This window comes from Rubrimonas cliftonensis (genome assembly GCF_900107585.1).
GTDB lineage: Bacteria > Pseudomonadota > Alphaproteobacteria > Rhodobacterales > Rhodobacteraceae > Rubrimonas > Rubrimonas cliftonensis.
In genome coordinates this window covers 45,577-66,523 of the sequence record NZ_FNQM01000005.1, presented here as the reverse complement: position 1 = coordinate 66,523, position 20,947 = coordinate 45,577, and the positions used below count along the sequence as shown (strand labels likewise).

18 protein-coding genes are annotated in these 20,947 nt (G+C 73.8%); 17 read left to right on the top strand and 1 reads right to left on the bottom strand.

Annotated features, from left to right (window positions below; all coding sequences use genetic code 11):
- Positions 1 to 45 precede the first annotated feature (45 nt).
- Entirely contained in the window at positions 46 to 537 is a 492-nt protein-coding gene (secB, locus tag BLW43_RS10405) for a protein-export chaperone SecB (RefSeq protein ID WP_093252878.1), read from the bottom strand.
- Between the two features lie 595 nt (positions 538 to 1,132).
- Between secB and BLW43_RS10400 the strand changes: the two genes are divergently transcribed.
- The 17 genes from BLW43_RS10400 (at position 1,133) to ftsZ (ending at position 20,792) form a co-directional block, all read left to right on the top strand.
- A complete protein-coding gene (locus BLW43_RS10400) occupies positions 1,133 to 1,630 on the top strand; it encodes a division/cell wall cluster transcriptional repressor MraZ (RefSeq protein ID WP_093252876.1) in 498 nt (165 codons plus the stop codon).
- A 119-nt stretch (positions 1,631 to 1,749) separates the two neighbouring features.
- Positions 1,750 to 2,745: a 16S rRNA (cytosine(1402)-N(4))-methyltransferase RsmH gene (rsmH, locus tag BLW43_RS10395; protein WP_245731017.1), complete on the top strand. Its 996-nt coding sequence runs from the start codon at positions 1,750 to 1,752 to the stop codon at positions 2,743 to 2,745.
- Positions 2,742 to 3,089 (top strand): cell division protein FtsL, encoded by a 348-nt coding sequence (gene ftsL / locus BLW43_RS10390; RefSeq protein WP_093252870.1) that lies wholly within the window; start codon positions 2,742 to 2,744, stop codon positions 3,087 to 3,089. Before rsmH ends, ftsL begins: the two co-directional genes overlap by 4 nt.
- Positions 3,086 to 4,930 (top strand): peptidoglycan D,D-transpeptidase FtsI family protein, encoded by a 1,845-nt coding sequence (locus BLW43_RS10385; protein WP_093252867.1) that lies wholly within the window; start codon positions 3,086 to 3,088, stop codon positions 4,928 to 4,930. Before ftsL ends, BLW43_RS10385 begins: the two co-directional genes overlap by 4 nt.
- A gap of 7 nt (positions 4,931 to 4,937) precedes the next feature.
- Entirely contained in the window at positions 4,938 to 6,473 is a 1,536-nt protein-coding gene (locus BLW43_RS10380) for a UDP-N-acetylmuramoyl-L-alanyl-D-glutamate--2,6-diaminopimelate ligase (protein WP_425441173.1), read from the top strand.
- Entirely contained in the window at positions 6,470 to 7,939 is a 1,470-nt protein-coding gene (locus tag BLW43_RS10375) for a UDP-N-acetylmuramoyl-tripeptide--D-alanyl-D-alanine ligase (RefSeq protein WP_093252864.1), read from the top strand. The genes BLW43_RS10380 and BLW43_RS10375 overlap by 4 nt, the downstream gene beginning before the upstream one ends.
- Complete coding sequence (gene mraY / locus BLW43_RS10370) at positions 7,939 to 9,027, top strand: phospho-N-acetylmuramoyl-pentapeptide-transferase (RefSeq protein WP_093252861.1); 1,089 nt, start codon at positions 7,939 to 7,941, stop codon at positions 9,025 to 9,027. Before BLW43_RS10375 ends, mraY begins: the two co-directional genes overlap by 1 nt.
- The gene (gene murD, locus BLW43_RS10365; protein WP_093252857.1) at positions 9,024 to 10,457 is read left to right on the top strand and encodes a UDP-N-acetylmuramoyl-L-alanine--D-glutamate ligase; all 1,434 of its coding nucleotides are present in this window, start codon (positions 9,024 to 9,026) and stop codon (positions 10,455 to 10,457) included. Before mraY ends, murD begins: the two co-directional genes overlap by 4 nt.
- Positions 10,454 to 11,596 carry a peptidoglycan glycosyltransferase FtsW gene (locus BLW43_RS10360; protein ID WP_093252854.1) on the top strand — a complete coding sequence of 381 codons (1,143 nt, stop codon included), beginning with the start codon at positions 10,454 to 10,456 and terminating at the stop codon, positions 11,594 to 11,596. The genes murD and BLW43_RS10360 overlap by 4 nt, the downstream gene beginning before the upstream one ends.
- A gap of 28 nt (positions 11,597 to 11,624) precedes the next feature.
- Complete coding sequence (locus BLW43_RS10355; RefSeq protein ID WP_093252851.1) at positions 11,625 to 12,731, top strand: UDP-N-acetylglucosamine--N-acetylmuramyl-(pentapeptide) pyrophosphoryl-undecaprenol N-acetylglucosamine transferase; 1,107 nt, start codon at positions 11,625 to 11,627, stop codon at positions 12,729 to 12,731.
- Entirely contained in the window at positions 12,728 to 14,140 is a 1,413-nt protein-coding gene (gene murC / locus BLW43_RS10350; RefSeq protein WP_245731004.1) for a UDP-N-acetylmuramate--L-alanine ligase, read from the top strand. Before BLW43_RS10355 ends, murC begins: the two co-directional genes overlap by 4 nt.
- A complete protein-coding gene (locus tag BLW43_RS10345) occupies positions 14,137 to 14,796 on the top strand; it encodes a glutathione S-transferase family protein (RefSeq protein WP_093252848.1) in 660 nt (219 codons plus the stop codon). Before murC ends, BLW43_RS10345 begins: the two co-directional genes overlap by 4 nt.
- Positions 14,789 to 15,781: a UDP-N-acetylmuramate dehydrogenase gene (gene murB / locus BLW43_RS10340; RefSeq protein WP_093252846.1), complete on the top strand. Its 993-nt coding sequence runs from the start codon at positions 14,789 to 14,791 to the stop codon at positions 15,779 to 15,781. The genes BLW43_RS10345 and murB overlap by 8 nt, the downstream gene beginning before the upstream one ends.
- 135 nt (positions 15,782 to 15,916) lie before the next feature.
- Entirely contained in the window at positions 15,917 to 16,828 is a 912-nt protein-coding gene (locus BLW43_RS10335; RefSeq protein ID WP_093252844.1) for a D-alanine--D-alanine ligase, read from the top strand.
- Entirely contained in the window at positions 16,816 to 17,688 is an 873-nt protein-coding gene (locus tag BLW43_RS10330) for a cell division protein FtsQ/DivIB (protein ID WP_093252842.1), read from the top strand. Before BLW43_RS10335 ends, BLW43_RS10330 begins: the two co-directional genes overlap by 13 nt.
- Entirely contained in the window at positions 17,685 to 19,058 is a 1,374-nt protein-coding gene (gene ftsA, locus BLW43_RS10325; protein ID WP_245731003.1) for a cell division protein FtsA, read from the top strand. Before BLW43_RS10330 ends, ftsA begins: the two co-directional genes overlap by 4 nt.
- A gap of 93 nt (positions 19,059 to 19,151) precedes the next feature.
- Positions 19,152 to 20,792 (top strand): cell division protein FtsZ, encoded by a 1,641-nt coding sequence (gene ftsZ, locus BLW43_RS10320; protein ID WP_093252840.1) that lies wholly within the window; start codon positions 19,152 to 19,154, stop codon positions 20,790 to 20,792.
- Positions 20,793 to 20,947 lie beyond the last annotated feature (155 nt).

The following is a 20,947-nucleotide window of genomic DNA, read 5'->3' as shown; positions in this document are numbered from 1 at the left end:
CGCGACGGTCCCGGCCGCTTCCGCCTGCGCGCGGGAAGGGGTCTGTCAGGCCTGCGCGGGCGCGGCGGCCTGCGCGGCGCGGCGACGCTCGAGCTCCTGCTTGTAGATCTGCGCGAAGTCGATGAGGTCGAGCATCAGCGGCGGGAAGCCGCCGTCGCGCGTGACGTCCGCCATCACCCGGCGGGCGAAGGGGAACAGGATGCGCGGGCACTCGATCAGCAGGAACGGGCGCAGATGCGTCTCGGGAACGCCGGTTACGGTGAAGACGCCCGCATAGTCGAGCTCCACCGCGAACACCGTGGCGTCGCCCGCGGTGGCCTTGGCGTTGAGCTTCATCGTCACTTCGTAGCGGTCGTCGCCGCGCGGGCTGGCGTCGAGGTTCACGCCCACCTTGATGTCGGGGCGGCCGTCCTGCGCGCCGCCCTTCTGCGCCGCGACGTTCTCGAAGGAGAGGTCGCGGACATACTGCGCGAGCAGGGACACTTGGGGGTTGAGCTGCTGCGGCTGTGCGCCGCCGTTGGGAATGCTGTCGGCCATGGGTTTGGCTCCGGTCAGGTCTAAGGGCGCTTGGCGGGTAGCATGGGGCGACCCGGTTCACAATCGCGCCCGCGTCAAACGGCGCCGGCCTGACGATGCGCGAATCCGCCCGCGACGCTCCCCACGGCCCCCGCGGCGCCGTCGGGGACCTCGCCGCTCAACCGCCCCATGGAACTTCTCCACATTCGGCGGGATCGCATGGCGAGCCATGGGATAACATGGCAAACGAACATAATTGGAATATGAAAGGAACTTATGATGAACAAACTCGCTAATCGTTACAATGCGATCATTTCTATTCGATCTCTCCCGTGAATCCGCGAGACGATCCACGGGGTTATCCACAGAGTGGCGCAAGAATCCATTTGCAACCCATGCCATCCCATGTCATACCATGACTTGAGCCAACGGGATCAGCCAAGAAAAGACAGAGGCAGGTCAAACAGGCGACCGGTTCGGCTCGGTCGATGGACGGGACGACCGCCGACAAGGCGGCGAGGCGCGAAGTCGATGCTTGGGGCAGTCGGACGGGTCGCGCGCTTTGATCGGCGCGTGACCCGTTTCGCTTTCGAGAAGGGCCGAGGTCGGCGAAACCATGCGGTTCTTCTCGTCAAATGTGAAGAACAGGATCGACGCGAAGGGGCGCGTTTCGATCCCGGCGCCGTTCCGCAAGGTGTTCTACCGCGAGGACGACCCCACGGTGATCCTCATCCCCGCGATGCGCGACCAGCCTGCGCTCGACGGCATGAGCATGTCCCAGTTCGAGCGCATGGTGGAGAGCCTGGAGCAGATGGCGCCGCTCGACGAGGTGACCTATGCGCTGCAGACGCGGCTGATCGCGGAAGCCCGCCAGATCCAGATCGACGACACCGGCCGCATCGTGCTGACGCAGGATCTGCGCGACGCCGCCGGCCTCTCCGGCGACACAGTGCTCTTCGCGGGACTGGGCCGGACCTTCCAGATCTGGAGCCCCGAGGTCTACGAGGAGCGGCTGCCGGCGCTGCGCGCGCTTGCGGCGCAGAACTTCAACCGGCTCCAGTGGAGCGCGGCGCCGAAGCCCGACGCGGGCCATGCCAACGGCGGCGTGGCGTGAGCGGCCCGGAGAACGGGGCGCAGGACGGGCCGCAGGACGGGCCGACGGCTTCGCGAACCTCCGGAACGGCCCCCGATCATGAGAGTGCGCAGGCCGCCGCGCGGGGCCTCCATGCGCCGGTGCTGCTCGATGAGGTTATCGAGGCGCTGCGTCCCGAGCGCGGCGGCGTCTATCTCGACGGCACCTTCGGCGCCGGCGGCTATGCGACCGCGCTGCTGGAGAACGGCGCCGACGCGGTGATCGCCATCGACCGCGACCCCGAGGCCATCGCACGGGGCGCCGAGTGGGCCGGCCGCTACGGCGACCGGTTGGCGCTGGTGGAGGGCCGCTTCGCGCGGCTCGACGCGGTGGCGGCCGAGCGCGGCGTGGCGGCGCTGGCCGGCGTGACGCTCGACGTCGGCGTGTCCTCGATGCAGATCGACGCGGCCGGGCGCGGCTTCTCTTTCATGCGCGACGGCCCGCTCGACATGCGGATGGAGGCGGAGGGCCCGACGGCGGCCGACCTCGTGGCCGAGGCCACCGAGGCCGCGCTGGCGGACATCCTGCACTGGTACGGCGAGGAGCGCGCCGCGCGCCGCGTCGCCCGCGCCATCGCCCGCGCCCGCGCCGAGGCGCCGATCGAGACGACCGCGCGGCTCGCCGAAGTGGTGGCGAGCGCCCTGCCGCGCCAGCGGCCGGGGCAGATCCACCCGGCCACCCGCAGCTTCCAGGCGCTGCGCATCGCGGTCAACGACGAGCTGGGCGAGCTCGCCGAGGCGCTGCAGGCGGCCGAGCGCGCGCTCGGCGAGGGCGGGGTGCTCGCGGTGGTCACGTTCCATTCGCTCGAGGACCGCATCGTGAAGCGATTCCTCCAGTTGCGCGGCGGTCGGGCCCCGCGCGCCTCGCGCCACGCCCCGGAGACGACAGCCGACGCGCCGCGCTTCGAGCTGCTGACGCGCCGCGCCGAGGGGCCGGGCGAGGAGGAGCTGCGCCGAAACCCCCGCGCGCGCTCGGCCAAGCTGCGCGCGGCGCGGCGCACCGGCGCGCCGGCGGGGCCGATCGAACCCGCCATGCTGGGTGCGCCGACGCTCGACCTCGCGGCCATGGGCCTGCGTTCGGCGCGGGGCGCGCCATGAGGGGGCCGCTCTATTTCGCCGCCGCCGCGATGGTCGCCGCCAGCGCGGTGTGGGCCTACCGGGTCAACTACGCCGCGCAGGCGGGGCTCGACCGCGTCGCCGCCCTGCGCGGCGAGATCCGGCGCGAGCGCGAGGCCATCGTGGTGCTGCGCGCCGAGATCGCCCACCTCTCCGCGCCCGACCGCCTGCGCAGGCTCGCCGCGGCGAACGGGACGGAGCTGGCGCTTGCGCCGCTCTCGGCGGACGCGTTCGCGGCGTTCGACGCGCTGCCCACGCCGCCGCCCGAGGCGTTCTGGGCGCGGGCGGATCCCGCGGTCTTCATGGCCCCGGAGGCCGCGCCATGACCCTGCGCGACCCCGGAACCCGCGACGCGCGGATCGCGGATCGCCCCGAAATGGGGCCCGAAGCGCGCCCCGACGCTAGGCCGGGCGGGCGCCTGCCGCTGACGACGCCTGAGCCGCTTGCGGCGCTGCTCAGCGGGGCGGCGCAGCGCCGCCGGGAGGAGGAGACGCCCTCGGCGCAGGCCGAGTGGCGCCTTGCGCTGGTGGCGGGCGTTTTTGCGATGGGGTTTCTCACCGTCGCGCTGCGCATGGCGAGCCTGGCGCTCGCCGAACCTGTTGAGCCGCGCAGCGTCGACGCCGGGCCGGTCTACGCCGAGCGCGCCGAGATCGTCGACCGCGCCGGCCGTCCCCTGGCGATGAACCTGCCGGCGTGGTCGGCCTACGCCCACCCGCACGAGATGGACGCGCCGGGCGCCGCCGTCGGGCGCATCGCCGCCGCCCTGCCCGGCCTCGACGAGGACGCGCTGCGCGAAAGGCTGACCGCCGGGCGGCGCTTCGCCTGGATCAAGCGCCCGGTGACGCCCGAGGAGCGCCAAACGCTCCACGACCTCGGCCTGCCGGGCCTCTACTTCGGGGCGCGGGAGGTGCGGGTCTATCCGGCCGGCCGGATGGCGGCGCATGTCCTGGGCGGCGCGCGGGCCGGCGAGGAGGGCGTGCGCGGCGCGCAGGTGCTGGGCCGCGCGGGCGTGGAGCTTCAGCATGACGCCGCGCTGCGCGACCCCGCCCGCGAGGGCGCGCCGCTGCGCCTGTCCATCGACCTGCGCGCGCAGGCGGCGCTGACCGAGACGCTGGAGGCCGCCCGCGCCGCGACCAACGCCAGCGCCGTCTTCGCGACGCTAATGGACGTGCGCACCGGCGCGGTCGCCGCGCTGGTCTCGCTGCCCGACTTCGACCCCAACGCCCCGCCCTCGCTGGCGGACCCCGACGAGGCTTCGCGCATGAGGGTGCGCCCGGCGCAGGACGTCTACGAGTTCGGCTCGGTGTTCAAGCCGTTCGTCGCGGCGCTCGCGCTAGACCGCGGCGTGATCGGCATGAACGACATGATCGACGCGAAGGGGCCGCTGGTGTGGGGCCGACACCGCTTCCGCGACTACTACCGGATGCCCGATGAGATGGCGATTTCCGACGTGATGGCCAAGAGCTCCAACGTGGCGACCGCGCGCGTCGCGCTGGCCGTGGGCGCTGCGCCCTACCAGGCGTTCCTCCGCGACATCGGGATCACCGAGCCCTCGACGCTGGAGCTGCCCGAGGCCGGGCTCGGCGCGCCGAAGCTGCCGAAGCGCTGGTCGGAGGTCTCCACCATCACGGTCAGCTTCGGCTACGGCGTCTCCACCAGCCAGGTGCATCTGGCCGCGGCCTACGCCGCGCTCGTCAACGGCGGCTTCCGCGTCCGCCCCACGCTCGACCCGGACGCCGCGCCGCCGGGAGAGGAGGCGCGCGTGCTCTCCGCCCGCGCCTCCGAGCACATGCGCGAGGTGCTGCGCGCCGTCGTCACCCGCGGCAGCGGGCGCAGCGCCGACGCGCCCGGCTACCCGGTCGGCGGCAAGACCGGCACGGCGGAGAAGCTGAACCGCAACGGCCCGGGTTACGACGGCGAGCGCACGCTGGCGACCTTCGCGGGCGTGTTCCCGATCGACGACCCCGCCTATGTGCTCGTGCTGTCCATCGACGAGGGCGCCGACACGACGGGGCCGAAGCCGCGCCGCACCGCCGGCGCCATCGCCGCCCCGGCCGCGGGCGAGGCGATCCGCCGGCTCGCGCCGCTGCTGGGCCTGAAGCCGCGCTTCCCAGATGCGGCCGCGGGCGCGGCGCCGGGCGCGCTGCTCGCGGCCAATGGCGGATGAGGGCCCGATGGCGACACTCCACAGCCTCGGCCTCTGCGACGGCCTGATCCTCGGCCCCGCGCCCGACCCCTCGGCGGCGGTGGCGGGCCTGTGCGTGGACAGCCGCGAGACGAAGCCCGGCTTCGTCTTCGCCGCGCTGAAGGGCGGCGCGCTCGACGGCGCGGAATTCGCGCAATACGCGCTGCGCATGGGCGCGGTCGCGGTGATCTGCAGCCTCGACGGCGCGCTGCGGGCGCGCGAGGACGTCGGCGGCTTCCCGGTCCCCTTCATCGTGGACGCCGATCCGCGGCGGCGGCTGGCGCTGGCGGCGGCGCGGTTCTTCGGCGCGCAGCCCGGCACGGTCGTCGCCGTCACCGGCACCGCCGGCAAGACCTCGGCGGCGAGCTTCACGCGCCAGCTCTGGGCGGCGATGGGGCTGCGGGCGGCCAATCTCGGCACCATCGGCGTCGAGGGCGCGGTGACGGCCGCGCTCGCGGCGACGACGCCCGAGCCGATTTCGCTGCACCGGGCGCTGGCGGCGATGGCGGCCGAAGGCGTGACGCATTGCGCCATGGAGGCCTCCAGCCACGGCCTCGCCCAGCGCCGGCTCGACGGCGTCAGGCTGGCGGCGGGCGCGTTCCTCAATCTCGGGCGCGACCATCTCGACTACCACCCGGACATGGCCGACTACGCGAGCGCCAAGCTGCGGCTGTTCGCGGAGGTGCTGCCGGCGGGGGCGGCGGCGGTGATCAACGCCGACAGCCCGCTGGCGCCGGTGGCGGCGCAGATCGCGGCGGCCCGCGGCCTGCGCGCGATCCGCGTCGGGACCGCCGAGGGCGCCGAACTCCGGCTGCTCGACGCCAGCTTCCACGCCGAGGGCCAGACCGCGCGCTTCTCGTGGGAAGGCCGCGAACACAGCGTCGAGCTGCCGCTGATCGGCGGCTTCCAGGGCGCGAACGCGTTGGCGGCGGCGGCGCTGGCCATCGGCGCCGGGTCCGAGGCCGGAGCCGTCTTCGCCGCCCTGCCGCGGCTCGTCGGCGTGCGCGGGCGGATGGAGCATGTCGCGACGCGGGCGAACGGCGCGAGGATCTATGTCGACTACGCGCACAAGCCCGACGCGCTGGCCGCCGCGCTCGACGCGCTGCGGCTGCACACGCCGGGGCGGCTGATCGTGGCGTTCGGCGCCGGCGGCGACCGCGACGCCGGCAAGCGCCCGCTGATGGGCGCCGCCGCGGCGGCGCGGGCCGATGTCGTCATCGTCACCGACGACAACCCGCGCTCGGAAGACCCCGCCGCCATCCGCGCCGCGGTGCTGGCGGGCTGCGGGGGCGACGGGCGGGCGGAGGAGGTCGGCGACCGGGCCGAGGCGATCCTGCGCGGGGTGGACGCGCTGGGGCCGCGCGACCGCCTCCTGATCGCCGGAAAGGGCCACGAGACCGGCCAGATCGTCGGGCGCGAGGTCACGCCCTTCGACGACGCCGAAGCCGCGCGCGCCGCCGTGGCGGCGCTCGACGGGCTGGACGCGGACATCGAAAGCGACCTTGACGGAGAGGACGCGCCATGAGCGGCGGCGGGAGCGACGCGCTCTGGACCGCCGCGGAGGCGGCGGCGGCGACAGGAGGGCGCGTCGACGGCGACTGGGCGGCGACGAGCGTCTCCATCGACACGCGCAGCCTTGCGCCCGGCGCGCTGTTCGTGGCGCTGAAGGGCGACGCGCGCGACGGCCACGGCTTCGTCGGCGACGCGCTGGAGAAGGGCGCGGCGGCGGCGCTGGTCTCCCATCCGCCCGACGGCTTCGCCGCGCCGGGCCGGCTGCTGATGGTCGGCGACACGCTGGAGGGGCTGCGCGGCCTCGCCGCTGCGGCGCGGGCGCGGCTGGCGCCGGAGGCGCGGGTGATCGGCGTCACCGGCTCGGTCGGCAAGACCGGCGTGAAGGAGATGCTGCGCGCAATGCTCAGCGCGCAGGCGGCGACCCATGCGCCGGAGGGCAGCTTCAACAACCACTGGGGCGTGCCGCTGACGCTGGCGCGCAGCCCGCGCGACGCGCGGTTCCTCGTGATCGAGATGGGGATGAACCACGCCGGCGAGATCGCGCCGCTGTCGCGGCTGGCGCGGCCCGAGGTGGCGCTGATCACCACCGTCACCGCCGCCCATATCGGCAACTTCGCCGACGAGGCGGGCGTCGCCGACGCGAAGGCGGAGATCTTCGAGGGCGTCGCGGCCGGCGGCGTCGCGGTGCTCAACCGCGACAACCGCTGGTTCGACCGGCTGGCCGGCGCGGCGCGGGCGCATGGGCTGGAGATCGTCTCCTTCGGCGAGGGCGAAGGCTGCGACGCGCGGCTCGTCTCCGCGCAGCTTCGCGGGCCGGCGACGGTGGTGGAGGCGCGCGTCGGCGGGCTTGACCTCGTCTTCAAGATCGGCGCACCGGGCCGCCACCTCGCGCTGAACGCGGTCGGCGCGCTGGCGGCGGCGCAGGCCGCGGGCGCAGACCTGGCCCGCGCGGCGCTGGCGCTGGCGGCCTGGCGGGCGCCGGAGGGGCGCGGGGCGCGCTGGCGGGTGCATGTCGGCCCCGACGGCGACGGCGTGATCGAGCTGATCGACGAAAGCTACAACGCCAACCCCGCCTCGGTGGGCGCGGCGCTCGAGGTGCTCGCCGCCGCGCCGGTGGAGGACGGGGTGGGCCGCATCGCGCGCGGCCGCCGGATCGCCTGCCTCGGCGACATGATGGAGCTGGGCGAGCAGGAGACGGCGCTGCACGCGGGCATCGCCGACCACCCTGCGCTGGGCGAGGTTGATCTCGTGTTCACGGTGGGCGAACGCATGCGCGCGCTGCATGCGGCGCTGCCCAAGGCGCAGGCCGGCGGCTGGTTCCCCGACAGCCGCGCCGCCGCCGACCGGCTGAAGCGGATGCTCGACGCCGGCGACGTGCTCATGGTCAAGGGCTCCAAGACCGTGCAGATGGGCGCCGTCGTGCGCGCCGTGAAAGCCCTGGGGCAGGCCCGCGACGCATCCGCCCCGGAGGAGACCTGATGCTGTATCACCTGCTTGTCCCGCTGTCGGAAGGCGGCGACCTGTTCAACCTGTTCCGCTACATCACCTTTCGCGCGGGCGGCGCCTTCATGACGGCGCTGGTGCTGGGCTTCGTGTTCGGCCCCGCCGTGATCCGCGCGCTCAGGCGGATGCAGAAGAAGGGCCAGCCGATCCGCGACGACGGCCCGCAGAGCCACATCGTCGCCAAGGCCGGCACGCCCACCATGGGCGGCGTGATGATCCTGGGCGCGCTGGTGCTCTCGACGCTGCTCTGGAGCCGGCTCGACAACGGCTTCGTGTGGCTGGTGGTGCTGGTGACGCTGGGCTTCGGCGCCATCGGCTTCTGGGACGACTTCGCCAAGGTCACGAAATTCTCGGTGAAGGGCGTGTCCTCGCGCACGCGCTTCCTGCTGGGGCTGGCGATCGCGCTCGGCGCGAGCGTCTGGGCGGCGTGGCTCCAGCCGGACGCGCTCTCGGGCCGCATCGCGCTGCCGGTGTTCAAGGACGCGCTGATCGACGCGGGCGTGCTGTTCTTCCCCTTCGCCATGCTGGTGATCGTGGGCAGCGCCAACGCGGTGAACCTGACCGACGGGCTCGACGGGCTCGCGATCATGCCGGTGATGATCGCCGGCGGCACGCTGGGGGCCATCGCCTATGTCGTCGGCCGCACCGACTTCACCGACTACCTGCAACTGCACTACGTTCCCGGCACCGGCGAGATCGCCATCTTCGCCGCGGCGCTGATGGGGGCGGGGCTGGGCTTTCTGTGGTGGAACGCCCCGCCGGCGATGGTGTTCATGGGCGACACCGGCTCGCTGGCGCTGGGCGGCGCGCTCGGCGCCATCGCGGTGGCGACAAAGCACGAGATCGTGCTCGGCGTCGTCGGCGGGCTTTTCGTGGCGGAGGCGATGAGCGTCATCATCCAGGTGTTCTGGTTCAAGCGCACCGGGCGGCGGGTGTTCCTGATGGCGCCGATCCACCACCACTTCGAGAAGAAGGGCTGGCGGGAGGAGACCATCGTCATCCGCTTCTGGATCATCTCGGTCATCCTCGCCCTGATCGGGCTGGCGACGCTGAAGCTGCGGTGATCGCCGTCCGCGGATACGAGGGCCGGCGCGTCGGCGTGCTGGGCATGGGCCGCTCGGGGCTGGCGACGGCGCGCGCGCTGGCGGCGGGGCAGGCGACGCCGGTGTGCTGGGACGACGGCGAGGCCGGCCGCGCCGCCGCCGAGGCCGAGGGCTTCGCGGTGGAAGACCTCGCGCGGGAGGGGCCCTGGCGCAAAGGCATGGGGCTGCTCGTCGTCTCGCCCGGCGTACCGCACCTCTACCCCGCGCCGCACCCGGCCGTGGCGCAGGCGCAGGCCGCCGGCGCGCAGCTCGACAACGACGTGGGCCTCTTTTTCCGCGGCATGGCGATGACGGACGCCGAGGCGCGCGTCGTCGCCGTCACCGGCTCCAACGGCAAGTCGACCACCACCGCGCTGATCGCCCACATCCTGCGGGGCGCGGGCCGACCGGTGCAGATGGGCGGCAACATCGGCCGCGGCGTGCTCGATCTCGACCCGCTGGCGGACGGCGAGACCGTGGTGCTGGAGCTGTCGTCCTATCAGCTTGAGCTCGCGCGCGCGCTGGCGCCGGACGTGGCGGTGTTTCTCAACCTCTCGCCGGACCACCTCGACCGCCATGGCGGCGAGGGCGGCTATTTCGCGGCCAAGCGGCGGCTGTTCGAACTGGGCGCGCCCTCGGCCTGCGTCATCGGCGTGGACGACCGCCACGGGCGCTTCCTAGCCGCGCAGTCGCGCGAGGCCGACCCCGAGGGCGCGCGGCTGATCGAGATCGCCAGCGGCGCGCGGCTGAGGGGCCCCGGCTGGTCGGTTTTCATGAACAGGGCGTTCCTCACCGAGCGGCGGCGCGGCGAGCAGGCGGCGGCGCTCGACCTGCGCGCCTGCCCTGGCCTGATCGGCGCCCACAACCACCAGAACGCCTGCGCCGCCTATGGCGCGGCCCGCGTGCTGGGGCTGGGGCCGAAGGCGATCGAGGCGGGGCTGCGCAGCTTCCCCGGCCTGCCCCACCGCCTCCAGCTTCTCGGAGAGCGGAACGGCGTGCGCTTCGTCAACGACAGCAAGGCCACCAACGCCGACGCCGCGGAGAAGGCGCTGCTGAGCTTCGAGCGCGTGCGGTGGATCGCCGGCGGCGTGCCCAAGGAGGGCGGGATCGCGCCGCTAGCGCCGCTGTTCGGGCGGGTGGCCAAGGCCTATCTCATCGGGCAGGCGGCGCAGGACTTCGCCGCGGCGCTGGGCGCCACGCCCCATGAGCTGTGCGGCGACCTCGCGACCGCCGTGGCGCGCGCGGCGACGGAGGCCGAGCCGGGCGACGTGGTGCTGCTCAGCCCCGCCTGCGCCAGCTTCGACCAGTTCCGCGACTTCGAGGCGCGCGGCGAGGCGTTCGCCGCGCTCGCGCAGGCGGTCGTCGCCGAGCCGGACGGCGGGCAGACGGACGGCGAGGAGGGACCGCGATGAGGACCATGGCGCTCGGCGCGTCGCCCGGCCGCGACGCGTCCATCCTCGGGCGGTGGTGGCGCACGGTGGATCAGGGAACGCTCTGGGCGGCCGGCGGGCTGTTCCTGATCGGGATGGTGCTGGGTCTGGCCGCCTCGCCGCCACTGGCCGCCAAGAACGGGTTGCCGCATTTTCACTACGTCACCCGGCAGGCGTTCTTCGGCGTGCTGTGCTTCGCGACGATCGTCACGCTGTCGATGGCCACCCCGCGCCAGCTCCGGCGACTGAGCGCGCTGGCGTTCGGCGCGGGCTTCGCGGCGGTGCTGCTGCTGCCGTTCTACGGCACGGATTTCGGCAAGGGCGCGGTGCGCTGGGTGTCGCTGGGGTTTCTCTCCGTCCAGCCCTCGGAGTTCCTCAAGCCGGTGTTCGCGGTGTTCGCCGCCTGGCTGCTCTCCGCGTCGGCGCACCCCAACGGCCCGCCGGGGGCGCTGCTGTCGCTTCTGGTGACGGCCGCGGTGGCGGCGACGCTGGCCCTGCAGCCCGATTTCGGCCAGGCGACGCTGATCGTCGCGACTTGGGGGATGATGTATTTCGTCGCCGGCGCGCCGATCCTGCTGCTGATCGGGCTGGGCGGGCTGGTGATCGGCGCCGGCGTGGTCGCCTACGGCGCGTCGAGCCATTTCGCCTCGCGCATCGACAGCTATCTGCTGTCGGACGCCGAGCCGCTGACCCAGATCGGCTACGCCACCGACGCCATCGTGACCGGGGGCCTGTTCGGCGTCGGCGTAGGCGAGGGCACGGTGAAATGGAGCCTGCCCGACGCGCACACCGACTTCATCATCGCGGTGGCGGCGGAGGAGTACGGGCTGGCGCTCTGCCTGCTGATCATCGTGCTCTACCTCGCGATCGTCGGGCGCTCGGTGCTGCGGCTGCTGCGGGAGGAGGACATGTTCATCCGACTCGCCGGCGTGGGGCTGGCGGCGCAGTTCGGGATGCAGGCGATCGTCAACATGGGCGTGGCGATACGCCTCTTTCCCGCCAAGGGCATGACACTGCCGCTGATCTCCTATGGTGGCTCCTCGCTGGTGGCGACCGGGCTGACGCTTGGGATGCTGCTGGCGCTGACGCGGCGGCGCGCGCGGTCGGAGGGCCAGCTGTGAGCGCGGGTTCCGCCTTAGGGGCGGTCGCGTGAGCGCGCCGCTGCTGGTCATCGCAGCCGGAGGCACCGGCGGGCACATGTTCCCTGCGCAGGCGCTGGCGGAGGCGATGCTGGCGCGCGGCTGGCGGGTGACGCTCTCGACCGACGCGCGCGGCGCCCGCTACGCGGACGGCTTCCCGCCCGAGGTCGCGAAGCGCGAGGCCGCGGCGGCGACGACGGCGCAGGGCGGCGCGCTGACGCGGCTCGGCGCGCCGCTGACGTTGCTGAAGGGCGCCGCGCAGGCCTGGGGCTGGATGCGCGCCGACCGCCCGGCCTGCGTCGCGGGTTTCGGCGGCTACCCCGCCTTTCCCGCGCTCGCGGCCGCCTGGGCGCTGGGCCTGCCGCGGCTGATCCACGAGCAGAACGGCGTGCTGGGCCGGGTCAACCGCCTGTTCGCGCCGCGGGTGGGCGCGGTCGCCTGCGGAACATGGCCGCTGCGCAACCCGCCGCCGGGCGCGCGGCTGCTGCGCATGGGCAACCCGGTGCGCCCGGCGATCCTCGCGGCGCGCGCGCGCTACGCCCCGCCCGGCGACGGGGCGATCGAGCTGCTCGCATTCGGCGGCAGCCAGGGTGCGGCGCTCTTCGCGCGCGTCGTGCCGGCCGCGCTGCGGCTGCTGCCCGAACGCCTGCGCGCCCGCCTGCGCGTGACGCTGCAGGCCCGCCCGGAGGATCTTGACGCCGCCCGCGCGGCGCTGCACGGCGTGACGGCGGAGGTCGCGCCCTTCTTCGCGGACATGCCGGGGCGGCTCGCGGCGGCGCATCTGGTCATCGCCCGCGCCGGGGCGTCCACGGTCGCGGAGTTGTGCGCCATGGGCCGGCCCGCCATCCTGACGCCATACGCGGCGGCGATGGACGACCACCAGACGGCGAACGCGAGGGCGCTGGCCGAGGCCGGCGGCGCGGTGGTGATCGCCGAGGACGCGCTGACGCCGGAGGCGCTGGCGGGCAGGCTCGCGCAGCTGCTGGCCGACGACGCCGAACTGGCGGCGATGGCGGCGACGGCGGCGCGGCTGGCGCGGCCCGACGCGGCGGACCGGCTGGCCGAACTCGTGGAGCGGCTGGCCGCGGGAGAACGGATCGAGGGAGAAGCCCCATGATGACCACAGCCCTGCCGCTCGACATCGGCGTGCTGCATTTCGTCGGCATCGGCGGGATCGGCATGTCCGGCATCGCCGAGGTGCTGCTGAACCTCGGCTATCAGGTGCAGGGCTCCGACCTGAAGGAGAGCCCGATCATCGAGCGCCTGCGGGCGCTCGGCGCGACGGTCCACATCGGCCAGCGCGCCGAGAACCTCGGCGCCGCGAAGGTCGTGGTGATCTCCTCGGCCATCAAGCCCGGCAACCCCGAACTGGACGCGGCCCGCGCGCGCGCGCTGCCGGTGGTGCGGCGGGCCGAGATGCTGGCGGAGCTGATGCGCCTGCGCCAGAACGTCGCCGTCGCCGGCACCCACGGCAAGACCACCACCACCTCGATGGTCGCCGCCCTGCTCGACGCCGGCGGCATGGACCCCACGGTGGTCAACGGCGGCATCATCCAGGCATACGGCTCCAACGCGCGGCTGGGGGCCGGCGACTGGATGGTGGTGGAGGCCGACGAGAGCGACGGCACCTTCGTCAAGCTGCCGGCGACGGTGGCCATCGTCACCAACATCGACCCCGAACACCTGGACCATTACGGCGACTTCGACGGCGTGCGCGACGCCTTCCTCACCTTCGTCTCCAACATCCCGTTCTACGGGCTGGCCGTCTGCTGCATCGACCACCCAGAGGTGCAGAGCCTGATCGGCAAGATCGACGACCGCCGCGTGGTCACCTACGGCTTCTCGCGCCAGGCCGACGTGCGGGCGGAGAACATGGCGTGGCGCGACGGCGCCAACCGCTTCGACGTGGTGATCCGCACGGCCGAAGGACACGAGCGCATGGAGGGCCTCGCCCTGCCCATGCCCGGCGAGCACAACGTCCTCAACGCGCTCGCAGCCCTCGCCGTCGCCCGCGAGCTGAAGATCGGCGACGAGGCCATCGCGAAGGGGCTGTCGGGCTTCAAGGGCGTGCGGCGGCGCTTCACCCGCGTCGGCGCGTGGAACGGCGCCGAGATCATCGACGACTACGGCCACCACCCCGTCGAGATCGCCGCCGTGCTCAAGGCCGCGCGGGCCGCCACGCAGGGCAAGCTGATCGCCGTGCACCAGCCGCACCGCTACTCCCGCCTGCAGGATCTGTTCACCGAGTTCTGCGCCTGCTTCAACGACGCCGACGTGGTGGCGATCGCCGACGTCTACGCCGCCGGGGAGGCGCCGGTGCCGGGCGTCAGCCGGGACGCGCTCTGCGGCGGACTGCGCGCCCATGGCCATCGCGGCGTGCGCGCCATCGAGGGGCCCGACGACCTCGCGCGGCTCGTCGCCGCCGAAGCCGGCCCCGGCGACATGGTGGTTTGCCTCGGCGCCGGATCAATCACCGCCTGGGCGCAGGGGCTGCCCGAGGCGCTGGAGAAGGAACGCGCGGCATGAGCATGACGCTTTGGGGCCGGAAGAACTCGTCAAACGTCCAGAAGGCGCTCTGGGCGCTGCGCGAGCTGGGGCTGGCGTTCGAGCATGTGCGCGTCGGCGGCGGCTTCGGCGGCATGGACGACCCGGCGTATCGCGCGATCAACCCCAACGGCTATGTCCCGACGCTGAAGGACGGCGAGCTGGTGCTGTTCGAGTCCGACGCCATCCTGCGCTATCTGGCGCGCGCCTACGGCCATGGCGCGCTGTGGACCGACGAGGCCGACTTCGCGCTGGCCGACCAGTGGACGACGTGGAACACCGCCACGCTCTACCCTGCCGTCGCCGCGCTGTTCTTCCCGACCGTGCGCACGCCGAAGGCGCTGCAGGACATCTCGATGCTGGAGCACGCCGCCGCGGCGCTTGCGGCGCGCGTGGCGGTGCTGGAGCGGGCGCTGGAGGGGCGCGAGCACCTGTGCGGCGGCTTCTCCTTCGCCGACATCGGGCCGGCGATCTCGGCGCGGCGGGCGCTGCTGCTGCCGCACGGCGCGCCGCCGGCCACGCCCAACGTCGCGGCCTGGCTGGCGCGCGTGACCGCCCGCCCCGCCTTCGCGCCGCTGGACCAGCCCATCGGGACATGCCTTGAGGAGTGGATGGAGATCGAGGCGGCCCATGGCTGAGCCGGAGGCCGCGGCGACACGGGCCGGCGAGGGTCTGCACGGGCTGGCCCTGCTCGCCAGCCTGCCCCGCGCCCGCGGCGCGCTGACGCCGATGCGCCCGCTGGACGAGCTGACATGGCTGCGCGTCGGCGGGCCGGCGGAGGTGCTGTTCCAGCCCGAGGACGCCGACGACCTGTCGCAGTTCCTCGCCGCCCTCGCCCCGGACATCCCCGTGACCGTGCTCGGCGTCGGCTCGAACCTGATCGTGCGCGACGGCGGCGTGCCGGGCGTCTCGATCCGGCTGGGGCGCGGCTTCAACGCGCTCAGGCGCGAGGGCGAGACCGGCCTGCGCGCCGGCGCGGCGCTGCTCGACGCGCAGCTCGCCAAGGCCGCCGCCAGCTACGGGATCTCGGGGCTGGAGTTTTTGCGCACCATTCCCGGCGCCGTCGGCGGCGCGGTGCGCATGAACGCCGGCTGCTACGGCGCCTATGTGGCGGACGTGTTCACCGGCGCCGTCGCCATCGACCGCAAGGGTCGGCGCGTCGCGCTGGCGCCCGAGGACATGGCGTTCGGCTACCGCGACTGCGGCCTGCCCGACGACCTCATCTTCATCGAGGCGGGCTTCGACGGCCGCCCCGACGCGCCCGAGGCGATACTCGACCGCATGGAGGCGCTGCTGAAGCGCCGCGCCGAGAGCCAGCCGGTGCGCGAGCGCACCGCCGGCTCGACCTTCCGCAACCCCGCCGGCTTCAGCTCGACGGGACACGCCGACGACACCCACGAGATGAAGGCCTGGAAGCTGATCGATGACGCAGGATGTCGCGGGATGACCCTCGGCGGCGCCCGGATGTCGCCCATGCACCCGAACTTTCTGGTCAACACCGGCGACGCCACCGCAGCCGATCTGGAAAATTTGGGAGAAATCGTTCGCGGTAAGGTTTTGGAAACCACGGGCGTTCAGTTAGTATGGGAAGTCAAGCGGATAGGGATTCCCCTGACGACTTGAGACAGGCTCTGAGGCAACGGGGCCAACATTACACGCCACCGGAAAAATCCGGGGCGCGAATCAGGCGGCGCCGGAACTCCGGCGCGAACACAAAATGGCCCCGGGCGTTAACCGGAGCCGGACATCGAGGCGGGCATGTCGAGCAGGACGCCCCGCATCGCCGTGCTGAAGGGCGGTCTGTCCGCCGAACGCGAGGTTTCCCTTGCGTCCGGCGCGGCCTGCGCCGAGGCGCTGCGTCAGGCGGGCTACGCAGTGACGGAGATCGACGCCGGGCGGGACCTTCCCGCCAGGCTGGCCGACGTCGCCCCCGACGTCGCCTTCAACGCCCTGCACGGGCGCTGGGGCGAGGACGGCTGCGTGCAGGGCCTGCTCGAACTGATGGCGATCCCCTACACTCATTCCGGCGTGCTGGCCTCGGCTCTGGCGATGGACAAGGCGCGCGCCAAGACGGCCTTCGCCGCCGCCGGCGTGCCGGTCGCGGAAAGCCTGCTGGCCTCGCGGGAGGCCGTCGCGAGCGGGCACCCGATGGCGCCGCCCTATGTCGTGAAGCCCTACAACGAGGGCTCCTCGGTCGGCGTCCACATCGTCGCCGAGGGCGCCAACGGGCCCGCCCGGCTGGGTCCGGACGCGCCGGAGACGCTGATGGTCGAGGCCTTCGTTCCGGGGCGCGAGCTGACCGTCGCCGTGATGGGCGACCGCGCGCTGACCGTGACCGACATCGTCTCCGCCGGCTGGTACGACTATCACGCGAAATACAGCCCCGGCGGTTCGCGCCATGTCTGCCCCGCCGAACTGCCCGCCGAGGTGTTCGACGCCTGCCTCGACATCGCCCTGAAGACCCATCGCGCCGTCGGCGCCCGCGGCGTCTCGCGCACCGACCTGCGCTGGGACGAGGCGCGCGGGCTCGACGGGCTGATCGCGCTGGAGATCAACACCCAGCCCGGCATGACCGGCACCTCGCTCGCGCCCGAGCAGGCGGCGTCGGTCGGCGTCGACTTCCCCGCGCTCTGCCGCTGGATGGTGGAGGACGCCTCATGCGACCGGTGAGCTCGGGCGCGCGCCCCGCCGAGCCGGGGCGGCTGCGGCGGCGGCTCAACCGGCTGTGGCGGCGGCGCTGGGTGCGTCGCGCCGCCACGACCCATCTCCCGGCGCTGGCGCTGGCGGCGGCGGCGGCCATGCTGGCCTCGGACCCGGCGGTGCACGCGGCGGCGCAGGCGAAGCTGGCCGAGGCGCGCGCGGCGCTGACGGCGCGGCCCGAGTTCGCCATCCGCCGCATCAAGGTCGCTGGCGCCGACGCGGGGCTGGAGGGCGAGATCCTCGCCGCGCTGACCGACGCGACCGGCGCCTCCTCGCTCGATCTCGACCCCGCGGTGGTGCGTCGCCGCGTGGAGAGTCTCGGCTGGGTGGCGGGGGCGGAGGTGCATCTGGAGGCGCCGGAGGCGCTGCGCGTGATCGTGCGCCAGCGCAAGGCCGCCGCGATCTGGCGCATCGAGGGCGAGCCGGTGCTTGTCGACGCGGGCGGCGCGGTGATCGAGCCGGCGTTCTCCAGAGCCGATCACGCGGAGCTGCCGCTCGTCGTCGGGCCCGGCGCGGCCGAGGCGGTGGCGGACGCGCTGGCGGTGCTCACCGTTTCCGGCCCGCTGCGCCCCCGCGTGGTGGCGCTGACGCGCATCGGCGCGCGGCGGTGGGACGTGGCGCTGCTCGGCCCGGCGCCGGGCGAGACCATGACGCTGATGCTGCCCGAGACCGGCGCCCCCGCCGCCATGGCGCAGGCCGCCCGGATGCACGAGCGCATCGCGCTCTTCGACCGCGACCTCGCGGCGGTGGACCTGCGGCTGCCCGGCCGCCCCACCGTGCGGCTGACGGAGCGCGCGCTGACCGGTCTTCAGAAGGAGAACCAGACATGACGGCGCATCCCGGCGTCTCCCTCCACGGCCCGACCCTGAACGGGCTGCGCGCGATGCGCGAGCGGCTGAGGGCGGCGGCGCGCCGCGGTCTGGTGGCGGCGATCGATCTCGGCTCGGCCAAGACCGCCTGCTTCATCCTGCGCATCGACGCCCAGCGCCTCGCCCGCGCGCAGGAGATGGCGGAGGCCGGCGACGCCGGCGCGCATGACGCGCTGGGCGCGGTGCGCGTCGTCGGCGTCGGCGTGGTGCGCTCCGGCGGCGTGCGCCTCGGCGAGATCGTGGACATGGAGGAGGCCGGCCGCTCCGTCCGCGCCGCGCTGGAGCTGGCCGAGAAGATGGCGGGCGAGCGCGTCGATCAGGCGGTCGCGACGCTTTCCGGCGGCCGCCCGCGCAGCGCCGCGGCGCACGGGCTCGCCATGGTCGAGGGCGTCGCCGTCTGCGCGCGCGACGTCGCCCGCGCCGCCACCAGCTGCCGGCTGCCGCGCGAGGAGGGCCGCGCGCTGCTGCACGCCCAGCCGGTCAATTTCGAGATCGACGGCGTCGGCGGCCTCAACGACCCGCGCGGCATGAGCGGCGAGCGGCTCGGCTGCGACGCCCATGTGCTGACGGTCGCCGCCGGACCGCTGCGCAACCTCGCCCAGTGCGTGCGCGGCGCCGACCTCGAGCTCGCGGGCGTCGTCTCGGGCGCCTACGCCGCCGGCCTTTCGAGCCTCGTGGAGGACGAGCAGCGCCTCGGCGCCGCCTGCGTCGACATGGGGGCCGGCGCCACCTCGCTCTCGATCTTCCTGCGCGGCCACATGATCCACGCCCAGAGCGTGCGGCTCGGCGGCGACCACGTCACGCTCGACATCGCCCAGGGGCTCGCCATGCCGCAGGCCGACGCCGAGCGCGTCAAGACGCTGCATGGCGGCGCCGTCGCCACCGGCCTCGACGACCGCGAGATGATCGAGGCGCCACGGCTCGGCGACGACGACCCCCACGAGCGCCGCCGCATCTCCCGCGCCGTGCTGATCGGCGTGATCCGCCCGCGGCTGGAGGAGACGCTGGAGACGGTGCGCGACCGGCTGCGCGCGGCCGGCTTCGAGCACCTGCCCGGCCGGCGCATCGTGCTGACGGGCGGCGCCGCGCAGCTGCCGGGGCTGGAGGAGGCCGCCCAGCGCATCCTCGGCCGCCGCACCCGCGTCGGTCGGCCGATGCGCATCGCCGGCCTGCCGCAGAACGCCGCCGGCCCCGCCTTCGCGGCGGGCGTCGGCCTCGCGGTCTACGCCGCGCGGCCCCGCGACGAACTCTGGGACTATGACGCCCCGTCCGCCGCCGCAGGGAGAGGGCGCGTCGCCCGCGCCGTGCGCTGGTTCAAGGAGAACTGGTGATGTGTCGAAAAACGACCTGAATTCGCATACACTCTGAGCAATCAACGAAAAAATCACCCGATCGAGCAACAGAACAAACAGGCGGAACCCACGATGGCGCTCAACCTCAAGTCGCCCGAGGCCCATGACCTCCGGCCCCGCATCACGGTCTTCGGCGTCGGCGGCGCCGGGGGCAACGCGGTCAACAACATGATCCAGAAGCAGCTGGAGGGCGCGGAGTTCGTGGTGGCGAACACCGACGCGCAGGCGCTGGCGCAGAACTCCGCGCCGCGCCAGCTCCAGCTCGGGGCCAACGTAACCCAGGGGCTCGGCGCCGGCGCCAAGCCCGGCGTTGGCGCGCAGGCCGCCGAGGAGAGCCTCGAGGAGATCGTCGACCATCTCGCCGGCTCCCACATGTGCTTCATCACCGCCGGCATGGGCGGCGGCACCGGCACCGGCGCCGCCCCGGTGATCGCCCGCGCGGCGCGCGAGATGGGCATCCTGACCGTCGGCGTCGTCACCAAGCCCTTTCACTTCGAGGGCACGAAGCGGATGAACCAGGCCGAGGGCGGCATCGCCGAGCTTCAGCAGGTGGTGGACACGCTCATCATCATCCCCAACCAGAACCTGTTCCGCATCGCCAATGAGCGCACCACCTTCGCCGAGGCCTTCATGATGGCCGACGACGTGCTGTACCAGGGCGTCAAGGGCGTGACCGACCTGATGGTGCGCCCCGGCCTCATCAACCTCGACTTCGCCGACGTGCGCTCGGTGATGGACGAGATGGGCAAGGCGATGATGGGCACCGGCGAGGCGTCGGGCGAGACCCGCGCCATCGACGCCGCCGAGAAGGCCATCGCCAACCCGCTGCTCGACGAGGTGAGCCTCAAGGGCGCCCGCGGCGTGCTGATCAACATCACCGGCGGCTACGACCTGACGCTGTTCGAGCTGGACGAGGCGGCCAACCGCATCCGCGCGGAAGTCGACCCGGAGGCGAACATCATCGTCGGCTCCACGCTCGACCCGGAGATGACCGAGGTCATGCGCGTCTCGGTCGTCGCGACCGGCATCGACGCCGCCATGGCGCAGGCCCAGCGGCCCGAGGCCGGCGAGAGCCGCGTCGAGGGTCGGCGCGAAATGCGTGAGGCGCCGCGCCCAGCCGCCGCCGCCCACCAGGCGCCCCAGCCAATGGCCCAGCCCGCCCCGCCGCCCGCCCCCCAGCCCGCCATGGCGCGCGAGCCCGTGGAGCGGTCGGCCCCCCGCCGCGAAGCCGACCGCCAGCGGCAGGACGAGGCGGCGGCGCGCATCGCCTCCGCCAACCTCTTCTCGCTCGACCGCGACGAGGACGACGGCGCGGTGGCGCCGGACGCGCTGTTCGACCTCGACGACGGCTCGCTCGCCCGGCCCGCCCTGGCGGCGGCCGAGCCCGCCCGCGACCATCCCTTCGTGCCCGGCGCTCAGGAATCCCGCGCCGAGATGCGCCCCGTCCAGCGCCCGCAGGCCGTGCGCGCGGCGGCGCCGGCCCACCAGCAGCGGCAGGCGGCCGACGCCGAGGATCGGCCCGCACGCTTCGGCTTCAACAACCTCATCACGCGGATGACCGGCGCCGCGGCGCGCGATAAGGAGCAGCCCTCCTTCGTGCCCCGGCCCGGCGCGGTGCGACGCGAGCCGGAGGCCGCGCCGACGCAGCACCCCCACGACGACGAGGACGCCCGCATGGAGGTTCCCGCCTTCCTGCGCCGCCAGGCGAACTGAGCCCGAAGCGCCCGCGCGCGCTGCAGGGGGCGCCGCAGGGCGGCCCGTCTGAAACGACGCGCGGCCCCGGATCTGATCCGGGGCCGTTTGCCTGCCGCGCGGGGCCCGGCCGCCCGCAGCCTTCGCGCCGATGCGACGCCCCGGACCCCGCTCGC